The organism is Aggregatilinea sp. (genome assembly GCF_036822615.1).
GTDB lineage: Bacteria > Chloroflexota > Anaerolineae > Aggregatilineales > Aggregatilineaceae > Aggregatilinea.
In genome coordinates, this window is sequence record NZ_DAISHJ010000041.1 from 1 (window position 1) to 11578 (window position 11578).

At 63.6% G+C, this 11578-nt stretch carries 12 protein-coding genes and 2 tRNA genes; 5 read left to right on the top strand and 9 right to left on the bottom strand.

Annotation, left to right across the window (positions count from 1 at the left end):
* The 4 genes from V7116_RS13165 to V7116_RS13180 all read right to left on the bottom strand — a co-directional run.
* Positions 1 to 825, bottom strand: an 825-nt coding sequence (locus V7116_RS13165) for an MFS transporter (protein ID WP_324392397.1), incomplete at its 3' end; no start/stop codon positions are given.
* Between the two features lie 105 nt (positions 826 to 930).
* A complete protein-coding gene (locus tag V7116_RS13170) occupies positions 931 to 1653 on the bottom strand; it encodes a hypothetical protein (RefSeq protein WP_324392398.1) in 723 nt (240 codons plus the stop codon).
* 290 nt (positions 1654 to 1943) lie between these two features.
* Positions 1944 to 2339: a VOC family protein gene (locus V7116_RS13175; RefSeq protein ID WP_324392399.1), complete on the bottom strand. Its 396-nt coding sequence runs from the start codon at positions 2337 to 2339 to the stop codon at positions 1944 to 1946.
* Between the two features lie 128 nt (positions 2340 to 2467).
* The gene (locus V7116_RS13180; RefSeq protein ID WP_324392400.1) at positions 2468 to 3379 is read right to left on the bottom strand and encodes a transglutaminase-like domain-containing protein; all 912 of its coding nucleotides are present in this window, start codon (positions 3377 to 3379) and stop codon (positions 2468 to 2470) included.
* A 128-nt stretch (positions 3380 to 3507) separates the two neighbouring features.
* On the opposite strand from V7116_RS13180, the gene V7116_RS13185 reads away from it, so the two are divergent.
* The gene (locus V7116_RS13185; protein WP_324392401.1) at positions 3508 to 4512 is read left to right on the top strand and encodes a helix-turn-helix transcriptional regulator; all 1005 of its coding nucleotides are present in this window, start codon (positions 3508 to 3510) and stop codon (positions 4510 to 4512) included.
* Here the strand turns inward: V7116_RS13185 and V7116_RS13190 are convergent.
* The 4 genes from V7116_RS13190 to V7116_RS13205 are packed head-to-tail and all read right to left on the bottom strand — an operon-like array spanning position 4491 to position 8557.
* Positions 4491 to 5345, bottom strand: a complete 855-nt coding sequence (locus V7116_RS13190) for a dihydropteroate synthase (protein ID WP_324392402.1) — start codon at positions 5343 to 5345, stop codon at positions 4491 to 4493. The two genes, V7116_RS13185 and V7116_RS13190, sit on opposite strands and share 22 nt — an antisense overlap.
* Before the next feature lie 23 nt (positions 5346 to 5368).
* Complete coding sequence (locus V7116_RS13195) at positions 5369 to 7180, bottom strand: ASKHA domain-containing protein (RefSeq protein WP_324392403.1); 1812 nt, start codon at positions 7178 to 7180, stop codon at positions 5369 to 5371.
* A 1-nt stretch (position 7181) separates the two neighbouring features.
* The gene (locus V7116_RS13200; RefSeq protein WP_324392404.1) at positions 7182 to 7928 is read right to left on the bottom strand and encodes a DUF1638 domain-containing protein; all 747 of its coding nucleotides are present in this window, start codon (positions 7926 to 7928) and stop codon (positions 7182 to 7184) included.
* Positions 7925 to 8557: a cobalamin B12-binding domain-containing protein gene (locus V7116_RS13205; RefSeq protein ID WP_324392405.1), complete on the bottom strand. Its 633-nt coding sequence runs from the start codon at positions 8555 to 8557 to the stop codon at positions 7925 to 7927. Before V7116_RS13205 ends, V7116_RS13200 begins: the two co-directional genes overlap by 4 nt.
* A 230-nt stretch (positions 8558 to 8787) precedes the next feature.
* Between V7116_RS13205 and V7116_RS13210 the strand changes: the two genes are divergently transcribed.
* The 4 genes from V7116_RS13210 to V7116_RS13225 all read left to right on the top strand — a co-directional run bounded on the left by V7116_RS13210 (position 8788) and on the right by V7116_RS13225 (position 11280).
* Positions 8788 to 8863, top strand: a tRNA-Lys gene (locus V7116_RS13210).
* A 98-nt stretch (positions 8864 to 8961) separates the two neighbouring features.
* Positions 8962 to 9648, top strand: a complete 687-nt coding sequence (locus V7116_RS13215) for a hypothetical protein (protein ID WP_324392406.1) — start codon at positions 8962 to 8964, stop codon at positions 9646 to 9648.
* A gap of 117 nt (positions 9649 to 9765) precedes the next feature.
* The gene (locus V7116_RS13220) at positions 9766 to 10998 is read left to right on the top strand and encodes a sigma-70 family RNA polymerase sigma factor (RefSeq protein ID WP_324392407.1); all 1233 of its coding nucleotides are present in this window, start codon (positions 9766 to 9768) and stop codon (positions 10996 to 10998) included.
* Positions 10999 to 11209: 211 nt separating this feature from the next.
* Positions 11210 to 11280, top strand: a tRNA-Cys gene (locus tag V7116_RS13225).
* Between the two features lie 106 nt (positions 11281 to 11386).
* Here V7116_RS13225 and V7116_RS13230 read toward each other — a convergent pair.
* Positions 11387 to 11578, bottom strand: a 192-nt coding sequence (locus V7116_RS13230) for an AMP-binding enzyme (protein ID WP_324392408.1), incomplete at its 5' end; no start/stop codon positions are given.

Genomic DNA, 11578 nt, shown 5'->3' on the forward strand with positions numbered 1-11578 from the left:
CTCGCCGCCCAGCTCCGCCACGCCGATCACGACCGAGGCCAGCCCCAGCGCCGCGACCTTCATCGCAAACGCGTCTTCCAGCCATACGCCGAACATGATCGACACCGTTTCGTTGGCCGCCGTGATCAGCAGGCTCACGCCCAGCCCGGCCCGCGCCGACCGGTGCGCCAGCACGGTCCGCGCGCCGTCCAGCAGCGAGGGACGGTCGATGTGGAACGGCGCATCGTTGGGCAGCACACGCCACAGCACGACCGCAAAGATCGCCCCCAGCGCCGCCAGCCACGGGAACGGCGCATACCAGTGATCGCTGCGCGCGATCAGCCACGCCACGACCGGCATCCCGACCAAAAACGCCGCCGACCAGCTCATTTCGGCCAGCGCAACCGCCATACCTCGCCGCGCATAATCGACGCGATCGCCCAGGTAGGCGTGCAGCGCCGGATCGAACAGCAGTTTCGACACGCCTGCCAGCAGCACCCCCGCGAACAATGCCGGATACGTCGGCCACAGCCCCACCAGCGCCAGCCCGGCGGAGAAAATCAGCATACCCGTGATCATCGCCACTTTACGCCCGCGCCGGTCCGCCAGGGAGCCGATCAGCGGGCCGATCAGTCCCAGGCTCGACCGCCCCGTAACGGTCAGCGCGACCGCCGTTTCGCTCACGGCCAGCCCGCGCGCGATGGTCGGCAGGAAGGGGTAAATCATGCGGTGGCTGGTGTTCAGCACCGTACGCGCGAGAGTCAGCGCGACCAGCTCCACGCGCAGTCCGGCCCCGGCGGGGCGATCGTGCGCGGGCACAGCAGTCGTTTCAGTATCGGGATTCACAGTGATAGCGGCTCCCCTGCATAAACGGCGATCCTGCGATCATAGCGTCTGCGGTCGAGATGCGCCTGGGGAACTTTCAACAAACCGGGGCGCCGCCCTGCAATGTTACGGCAGTGCGGTCACCGGCAGCGCCGTGCCGCCGGGCGTCGGCAGCGGATTCGGCTCGCCGCGCATGTCGTGGAAGCCCATATCGATCATCCACTGGCAGACCACCGGCCCACCGTGGCGATCCGCGACGGGCACGCCGTCGTAGCGCGGCAGGCCATCGTAGCCGCGCAGGTAGCCGAACGTGCCGTCGATCTGCGAGCGCGCCATGCCCGAAAGCTCTGCATCGCCAATGGCGATAGCGTGGATGTGAATCGGGGAATCGGGGTAGAGGTCGCCCGTGTCGCGCAGCCACGCGGCGAAGCCCGCCACGCGCAGCGCTGCAATCATCGGCTCGATCTGGTCCTCCAGCACGGACCAATCGACGTGGCTGCGCACCGAAAGATCGACCGCGCCGCCGCCGTCGTGCGTGCCGAAGCTGGCCGCCACGCCGCCCGCGTTATAGCCGCCCTGAGTGATCGCCAGCCGCAGATCGACAGTGCCGCCCATCGCGGTATAGAGTTCCTGCGCATGATCAAGCATCGCCACCGTGCGCACATTGAACAGCCCGCCGTTGACCCACAACTGGGTGTAGTCGTCGGGGGGCCGCTGGCAGCCGTCCGGCTCGACAAATGGGGTCGCGGTCGGCGTGACGCCTTGCGCAAAGGTCAAAGCGCTGGCCGTCATGGCGAAAGCCAGCAGCAGGGCGAACGAAACACTCAGCACGATCACGCGTCGGCGCACGGTGAAATCCTCCGGTATCCGGTAAAAACGGCTTCTCTCCCCCGACTATAGCCGATCTAGGGCGCTTTCACCCGCCCTCTGCCCGGCGATCCCCCGCCGGAACAAAAAACGGAGCGCATCGCTGCGCCCCGTAATCCTGGGCTAAAGTGTGAATGGAGTGGTAGGCGAAAGAGCGCTCAATTCGCCCCGCCAGCAGGGTTCGAGTCGGGCAATCACGAGCGGCACAGGGGTCGATTCAAGGGCTTCACAGGTAATTTGAAATACCGCACACTTCCGCCAGGGGTGACCCTTTATTCGGCTGGTCTATGCTGAGGCACCGTCAGATACCAGTAGACGCCAAAGCGGTCGACGATATCTGCGCAGCAGTCGCTCCACGGCAACACTCTGAGCGGGGTACAGACGGCGGCTCCTTCGCTCAAGACCTCGTAGGCTTTTCGTACCGCATCTTCGTCATCAAGGACCATGCCGAAACTCATCGCCGGATACTTCGGGAATACTTCTGTCATAAAATCATCTCCGGCCTCGCCGACAGCGAGAAAAGACTCGCCGTTCACCATGATCTCAGCATGTAGAAACGTACCATCGGGGTGTTTCACGTTGTAGCCCAGTTCAGCCCCAAACGCTCTTTGATAAAACTCGACCGCCTCCACGCTGCCTTTCGCATAAATCTGTATGCCTATCTCCACTTCAACGTCTCCTTTATTCGAGATTTGGAAATTCCCCATACTCCCGCCGGGGATCACCCGACGGAACAAGAGACGGAGCGCATCGCTGCGCCCCGTTCGCTGTTAATCCGGTGAGATGTGTGTCCGCGTCAGGCCGGGAACATCTCCAGTTCATCCGCGCGCAGGTCGATGATCGTGGGAGTATCGCTGTTATAGGAGTGGATCTCGTCCGGCACGCGCAGGCGATCCTGTTCGGCCTCATACAGCGCCCGCACCTCCTCGAACGCCTCGTTGCCCGCCAGTGTCAGCGCCGCAACGTGGTCCAGCAGGGCGAGATCGTCCGCGTCCGGTTCCCGGTCGCACAGCCCCCAACTGTCCCAGGGCAGCAGCTCCATCCGGTTCAGCGAGGCGAAGTCGCGCAACAGGTTCCCGCGCACGAACCACAGCCCGTGAATGTCGAAGATCCCGAACCGGGACGGATCCGCTTCCCCCGCGCGGCACATCTGCCAACCCTTGCCCGCCGGGATGAAACTGCCTTGCGGCAGGTCGCACGTATCGAACGTGATGCCCAGCGCCTCGACTTGCAGCGCGTCCAACTGCGCGTCGACCATCATCCAGCGCGCCTCGTCGTCGTTCCACACCTCGCAGATCCAGTGATCCTCGAACCAGTCCGGCGTGAAGTACGTGCCGAACCCGCAGCGCGGGCGGGCCGGAATACCCTGGTGCCGCAGCAGCGTGCACAGCATCACCGAAAAATCGCGACAGTTGCCCACCAACCGCTTTTCGACCGGTCGCGGCACCGTCAGCATACGGTCGTCCTGGGTCGCAATGCGCGCCAGCATGGACGATGCGCGCCGGAGCTGGACTTCTTGCTCGTCATCCGGCGTGATCGTCACACCGTACCTTTTCGCCCAGTGAACATGCAGCAGATTTTGCTGCACCACACGGCACAGGCCGGGGATATCGTCGGGCAGTCCCTTGAGCATACCCGCCTGCTCGCCCGCGCTCGTCATCAGGCCGGGCAGCGTGTAGTACACCAGCGGATCGCGGTATTCCGCCATATCCGAAACTCCTCACATTTGGAAGGTCAGGTAACAAGTCGATCGTACCGCACCATACCTGACATCTCCTGTCATAAATTGTGGTATTCTAGAGAGAAATTTGCGCAGATGTTCTACAAGGAGTGCCCATGCGTGCGGATCGTTTGCTCTCCATTTTGCTGCTGCTGCAATCGCGCGGGCGCATGACCGCCGGGCAGCTTGCCGAGCGTTTGGAAGTGTCCGAGCGCACCATCTACCGTGACCTGGACGCGCTGAGCGCGGCAGGCGTGCCAGTCTATGCCGAACGCGGGCCAAACGGCGGCTGCGCGCTGGCCGAAGGCTACCGCACATCGCTGACCGGACTGAGCGAGCAGGAGATCCACAGCCTGTTCATTTCCGCATCCGAGGGGCCGCTGGGCGATCTGGGGCTGGACGGTGTGCTGCAAGCCGCCGTGCTCAAGCTGCTGGCCGCGCTGCCCTCCGCGCCCCGCCCCGATGCGGAGCGCATCCGCCAGCGCATCATGCTCGATCCGGCGGGCTGGTTTCGCGCCGAAGAACTGGTTCCACATCTGCCCACGCTGCAAACCGCCGTGTGGCAGGATCTATGGGTCGATCTGGTCTACCTGCGGCGCGACAGCAGCATGGGCACGCGCCGCGTCGCCCCCTATGGGCTGGTGGCGAAAGCGAGCATCTGGTATCTCGTGGCCAGCACAGAGGAAGGCATGCGCACGTTCCGCGTCTCGCGCATCCGCGAGGTGATGCTGACGGACGAGCATTTCGCCCGCCCCGCCGACTTCGATCTCAGCGCGTACTGGCGTGCGTGGTGTTCGGCGTTCGAAGCAAGTCTGTGGCATTACCAATCGGTGCTGCGGTTCGCGCCGCAGATCGTGCCGGTGCTGCCGCAGACGTTTGGAGAGGGGATCTTTCGCCAGATTGAAAATGCGATTTCCGACGAAGATGGCTGGATCACGCTGCCGATCACGTTCGACAATTATGAATCGGCGCGCAGCATGGTCCTCGGCTTCGGCTCCCTGGTGGAAGTCATCGAGCCGGACGAGCTGCGCGCCGGAGTGATCGACGTTGCCGTGCGCATCCTCACGTTTTACGAGGCGCGCGACCGCGAGCGCGAAGATCAGGCTTCCGCGGCCTTCTGAAGTGCCCGGTAAAGCCCGATGTAGTTCATGCCCCATTCGTCGAGGCCGAGCATGAGGTCAATCGCGCGCACGGCCAGCCCATTCTTCAACGGGTTGCAGATCGGCGCGTTGACGCCCGCCTGCCGCAGCAGCGCCAGATAGACCGTGTTGATCAGGTCGCGGTCGGGCATGCCGTGCGAGGCGTTGCTGGCCCCGGCGGTCATGTTGCAGCCCAGCCGCTCGCGGATCTGGTGCGCCGTTTCGAGCGTGATGCGCCCCGCGGTGTGATCCGCGCCGACGTTCATCACCAGCGGATCGAGTAGGATCGCGTCGGGCGCGATGCCGTAGCCGTGCGCCGTTTCGAGCAGCTTTTCCGCCACGGCCAGCCGGTCCTGCGGCGTCGCGGGGATGCCGCTGTCGTCCATGCACAGCGCGATCACCGTCGCGCCATATTCCGCCACCAGCGGGAACACCGCCGCCATCTTTTCCGCCTCGCCGTTGACCGAGTTCACCAGCGCGCGGCCCTTGCAGACCTTGAGCGCAGCGGCCAGCGCCGCGGGATTGGCCGAGTCGATGCACACCGGCAGATCGACCGCATCCTGCACGATCTGGACCGCCTGCGGCAGCAGCGCGACTTCATCCACGCTGGCCGCGCCGACGTTCACGTCGAGCACCAGCGCGCCCGCATCGGCCTGCGCCTGCGCGTCACGCGGCAGGCGGCTGAGATCACCCGCCTGAAGCTCTGCGCTGAACACCTTGCGTCCCGTGGGATTGATGCGCTCGCCGATCACGACGATCGGCTCGTCCGGGCCGATGGTGACGACGGTCGATGGACCTTTAAGAACAGTCTGCATAATGGTTTCTCCTCAAAGTGCGTCTATTCCCAGGGATCGGGCGTCAGCAGCACAGCCTGACTGAAACGATCGGTGAAATCGGGATGGTTCGTTAACTCGATATAGTTCAAGCGCGCCGCGACGCCCGTCGCGCGCTGCCGTTCGTGCGCGTTGATCAGCAGCCGTTTCGCGCCGATGCCTGCCGCGTTGCCGACCTGATGGAACCGTTCCAGCGGCAGGGGCGGGAACATGCCGATCGCAATCGCGTTTTCCAGATCGATGTAGTTGCCGAACGCGCCCGCCACGATCACGCGGTCGATGTCGCTCTCTTCCAGCCCGGCCCGCTCGACCAGCAGCTTGATCCCGGCGCGGATCGCGGCCTTGGCAAGCTGCACCTCGTTCACGTCGGCGCGGCTCATCGCCACCTCGCGCCCGTGCCCCGATTGGCGTGCGGGCACGATCTCGTACCACGGGTTGACCTGCTCCGCGTGCACACCGGGCGCGTCACGGCGCATCGCCCCCGTCGGGCGCAGAATGTCCGCCGCGCGCAAAACCGCCACCGCATCGAGGATGCCCGATCCGCACAGGCCGACCGGCGGCGCGTGGTTGATCGTCATCCAGCGCAGCGTTCCGTCCTGCCAGATCAGCCGCTCGATGGCCCCGTCCGCTGCACGCATCCCGTCGCGGATGTGTGCGCCTTCGAACGCCGGGCCGGACGCCGTCGAACAGCACCACAGCGTGCCGTTCGCGTTGAGCGAGATTTCCGTGTTCGTGCCGATGTCCAGGCTCAACGTGACGCCGGGCTGTTCGGCGGTTGCCGTCGCCAGCACCATCGAGACGTGATCCGCCCCGACGAAGCCCGCCACGTTGGGCGGCAGGTACACTGCCGCGCCCTCGGCCACGTCCAGACCCAGCGCGCGGGCGGGAGTGCTCACCGCCGCCGACACCGCCGGGACGTACGGCGCGCTGCCAAGCTGCTCGACCGGCAGGCCCAACAGCAGGTGATGCATCGCCGTATTGCCGACCAGCACCACGTCTACGACCTGCTCACGCCTCACGCCCGCCTGCGCACAAACGTCACGCAGCAGATCGTTCAGCCCCGCGATGATCGACGCCTGCAAGCGCGCGCGGCCTTCCGGCTCGCGCATCGCCAGCGTCAGCCGCGCCATCACGTCTTCGCCGTACGCAATCTGCGGATTCGTGGCGCCCTTCATGCCGCGCGTTTCGCCCGTGACCAGATCGACCAGATAGGCCGCCAGCCCGGTCGTGCCCACGTCCACGGCAAACCCGAACGGCACGGTTCCCGGCGGGAAAAACGCAACCGCCTCATGCCCGCGCCCGATCAACCGGGTCTGCCAGCCGTTCGCACGCACGGTTTCAGGAAGCTGCGCCAGGATCGGGGCTGCTGCGTGCCAATCAGCGGGATCGATGCCTTGCAGCCGCTCCCAGTCGCCGGTAAGGTTGTGAATCGACGGCGGCTCGACGCGCACATCATACACGGCAACCGCAGGCTCGACGGCCAGCGGGATTTCTTCGCCTTCGACCTGACTGCGCTGCGGCGCGCTGAGCGAGTCGGCAGGCACGTCCACCACGATCTCGCCCGCGTCTTCGATCACCGTCTGGCAGGCCAGCCGCAGCCCGGTCTTCAGATCCGCATCCGTAATCAGGTCGTATTCGGTGTCGTTGAGCGCGCTCACTGCACCGCGCTGCACGCGCACGCGGCAGTCGCCGCAGATACCCGCGCCGCCGCATACCGCCGACAGCGCGACCCCGGCCTGCTGCGCCGCTTCCAGCAAGGTATCGCCTGCCCGCGCCTCGATCCGCCGCCCGATAGGCTGAAATGCGACCTCAGTCACGTCAGTCCTCTCCCGGTTCGGCGGCGATCAGCCCGTCCCCGGCCTGCTGGCGGATCGTACAGCCCGGCGGCACGACCAGAATTTCGTCGGCAAGCCAGTTGCCGTTGAGGATCATGTCGATCAGGCGATCGTTGCCTTGTTTGCGCTCGAATAACCAGCCGCGCCGGGCAGCCTGCTCCTGCGCGATCTGCTCGAAACGCGCGCCATCGCCGGTTTCCATGTCGATGAAGACCGCTCGATCGTAGTGCTTGCCCCACTCGCCCATAACTTCCATGAGATAGTCGGCGTTGTCCTGGCCGTATTTTTCGACGTACTCCGCGTACACGTCGTCCATTTCACCCAGGTTGGCCGCACCCAATCCGGCAGAGTTGAGGTCGCGGTTGCGCTCCATGTAATCGAGGCTGTACCAGTATGTTCCGGGGTGTGCGTTGAACTCTTCGTCGTAGCGCTGGCGCGATCCGAGGTACAGCGTGATGCAGTCGTGCGCACGGGGAATGACCAGCGGAATTTGCCGCGCCTTCAGTCCCACCGTGGACGTGCCGCACATGCCGTACAGGAGCAGGATCGCGTCGTAGTCATCCGCCTGCACCATATCGATTTGGTCCTGAAGCGCGTTACGCAGGGCCTTCGGCGTATTGTGAAGGCCCTGCTTGAACAGTTGAACCGAAATCGTATGTGGCGCGGTGGCAGCAATGGCATAGACGCTGCGCGCCAGAGCCTCGCACGTCAGGGCGAGGTAGCGTTTCATTTCTCGATGAGCCCGACCGCCGTGCGAACCGCAGAGGACGCATCTTCAGAGAAGCCGTCTGCGCCGATCTGCTGGGCATACGTCTGCGTGACGGGCGCACCGCCGACCATCACCTTGACCTGATTGCGCAGTCCCGCGCTCTCGATGGCTTCGATGGTCGTCTTCATGTTAGGCATGGTCGTCGTCAGCAGGGCCGACATCGCCACGATCTGCGCGCCGCCGTTGATCTGGTCGATGAACTTTTCCGGGGGCACGTCCACGCCGAGGTCGATCACCTCGAAGCCCGCGCCTTCGAGCATCATCGCCACCAGCGACTTGCCGATGTCGTGCAGGTCGCCCTTGACGGTCCCGATGGCGATGCGGCCCAGCGGTTCGACGCCCTGGTCCACCAGATGCGGCTTGAGAATCTCCAGGGCGGCTTTCATGGCGCGCGCCGCGATGAGCATTTCGGGGACGAAGTATTCGCCTTCTTCGAACATGCGCCCAACTTCGCGCATGGCATCGATCAAGCCATCGTGCAGGATCTGATCGGCAGCCACGCCGTCATCCAACGCCTGCTGAACCTTTGGAACGACAACTTTCGCCTGGCCATTAATGACTGCTTCACGAATTTCTTCAATGAGTGACATGCGATCTCTGCTCCTTAATAAGGATTTTGACGTTTTGAATGGTAACCCAGTTTTCGACTAAATGGAATGTGATACTTATCACCTCAAAACGCGCCCTGCTGCCTGCTTTTTGGATTTGCAGGATAGCGCCGCACTAACAACCCGGTTTTCAGGCCCAATTCCGTCTGTTTGGGCAAGTCACCGTTGACCGGGTCTTCAAGTTATGGTAAATTCTTTGGGCACGCACGAACGGCCCCGTAGCTCAATTGGCAGAGCAGTTGACTCTTAATCAATTGGTTGGAGGTTCGAGTCCTCCCGGGGTCACCAGAAAAACAAATCAGGCACTCACCACACGGTGGGTGTTTTTGTTTTCCTTGGGCGAACTTGCGATAATCGCCACTAATGGAACAGAATCCCCCCTGCCCATGAAACTATTCACCTTGACTGCCGTCCTCACCGCCGTGATCCTCGCCGCCGGCCTGACGCTGGCCGGTGCGCGCATCGATCCGTCTGAAGCGGCCAGCCTGGGCACACCCCGCAGCACGCCAACCGCACCCCCTGCCGGTCTGCTGCCGGGCCGCAGCACCTCGACGCCCGCGCCCGCCGGAACCGACTCCGCCGAGGAATCCACCGCCTCGCCGGACGACTGCACGGCGACGTTTCCGATCGACTCCGTGGAAGCGATCGAGTTCGGCACGACGACCGATACCCAGCTCCGCGCGTCGTTCGGCCAGCCGGTCTCGGTGGCCGGACGCCCGCCGCGTATGCGCTTCGAGGCCGGGGAATGCGTCCTGCTCGTCACGCTCGGCACGACTGAAGCCGAAGAAGCCGAGCTGCAAGCGTATGGCACACTCGGTTGGGCGCTCGACCGCTACGGCCCGCCCGACGCGGCAGGCATCGCCCAGGGCAATCTTACCCTGCCCTTCGCCGACAGCATCCTGTTGTTCTACGCCGACGCGGGCATCATCCTGCGCTTCGACGCGGATCTCGACGCACTGGATCGGGATACGCCCATCGACAGTTTCACCCTCCGCCCCGCCTACACGATCGAGAATCAGCTCCGCCGTTTGAACGCTGAGAAAATCGAATGGCAGCAGCCTGCTAAAACCTGATCCGCAATTTTTGGCAGTTTGGCAGTAAAAGAGATACAATTTGCGGATCAAATCCATACTTCCGTACTACCTCAACGTGTGCTATAATCTGTATCGCGTTCTCCTATTGTTGGGCTGATGCGGTGCTTGTTCTGTTTGTGCAACGATAAAGCAGCATGGACCCAATCAGCAATACCTCAGGAGGCAACGGAACCCAAGGTGATACAGGAACTCATGAACCGCGCTGACCAGCGCGGCTATGTCACGTTTGAAGATGTGCTGGAGTTGTTGGACGAAGACAGCGATGATGTAAACGCTATTGAAGCCGTCCTGGATGAGCTTGACGAACTCGGCATCGAGCTGCGTCAGGATACCTCGGACGACGACGATCTCGACCAGCGCGAGCGCGAATTCGAGGCCGAAGAAGAATCGCACGACCCGGGCGTGGGGGATATCAATGCCGTCTCGGCAGATGACCCGGTCGGGCTGTATTTCCGCCAGATGGCGCAGGAACCGCTGCTGACGGCAAATGAAGAGATCGAACTGGCCAAGCGCATCGAGCTGGGCCGGGAAGCGCTCCTTCAACTGGAAGGTATGTCCCCCAACGACGATGAATACGACCACCTGCAGCAGCTCGTCTCCGACGGCCAAGCCGCCCGCGAGCATCTGGGCCGCGCGAATACGCGGCTGGTAGTCAGCATCGCCAAACGCTACATGGGCCAGGGCCTGCCGTTCCCGGATCTGATCCAGGAAGGCAATGTCGGCCTGATGCGCGCCGTAGACAAGTACGACTACAAGCGCGGGAACCGCTTCAGCACCTACGCGACGTGGTGGATTCGCCAGGCGATCACCCGTGCGCTGGCGCAGAAGACCCGCACGATCCGCATTCCGCTCCACATGACCGAGCGCATCCGCCAGATGTACCGGACGGCGCAGGTGCTGGAGCAAACACTGGGCCACCGCCCCACCCCCGAAGAAATCGCCAAGGAAATGGAACTCCCGCCGGAGAGTGTGCGCGGGATGATGGACGCCAGCCAGCATGCGATCGCGCTGGAACGTCCCGTCGGCGATGATGGCGACAGCGAGTTCGGTGACTTCATCGAAGACCAGGATTCGCCCAGCCCGGTCGAGGCGGCGACGCAGCACCTGCTGCAAGAAACGATCGAAGAAGTGCTCAGCGAGCTGACGCCGCGCCAGAGTCACATTCTGCGGCTGCGGTTCGGCCTGGGCGGCGGGGAGCCGCACACGCTGGAAGAGATCGCCAACAAGTTTGGCCTCAGCCGCGAGCGCATCCGCCAACTTGAAAAAGAGGCGCTGCGGCGTTTGCGCCACCCGCGCCTTGCGCACAATCTGCGCGACTACCTGAGCTAACCCGCTCAGCCGCGCATATCCGATCCGCACATCCCGACCGGGGCCACACCAGCCCCGGTCGTTTCACGTACCGATCTCACCTGTCGTTTTTACCGCCCTTTTCGCAGAAAAAGAGTGTAAAGTTCAGGGGCAGCGCCCCGCCATTTCAAACCGCGCTTTAGCCTTGTCAACCCGCCCCGCGTCGTGTATACTGTGCCCCAGTTCATCCCGTGGCGACGTCGCCAAGTGGCAAGGCAAGGGTCTGCAAAACCCTCACCGTGGGTTCGATTCCCACCGTCGCCTCACGAAAAAACGGCAGCTTTCGCAGCTGCCGTTTTTGTTTCCAGGTCCGGAGACAAAACGCACATGGGGCCGGGCTAGACGATCCCCTATTCCCTACCCCCCGCTTTTACGTCTCCAGCGTGCTCAGGTCGCCTTCCGGCTGGCCGAGCGCGCGCGCCTTGAGCACGCGCCGCATAATCTTGCCGCTGCGCGTCTTGGGCAGCGATTCTACGAACTCGATCATCGACGGCTTGGCAATCGGGCCGACCTCGTGCGCGACATGATCGCGCAGGATCTCGACCAGCCGCTGTGTCGGCTC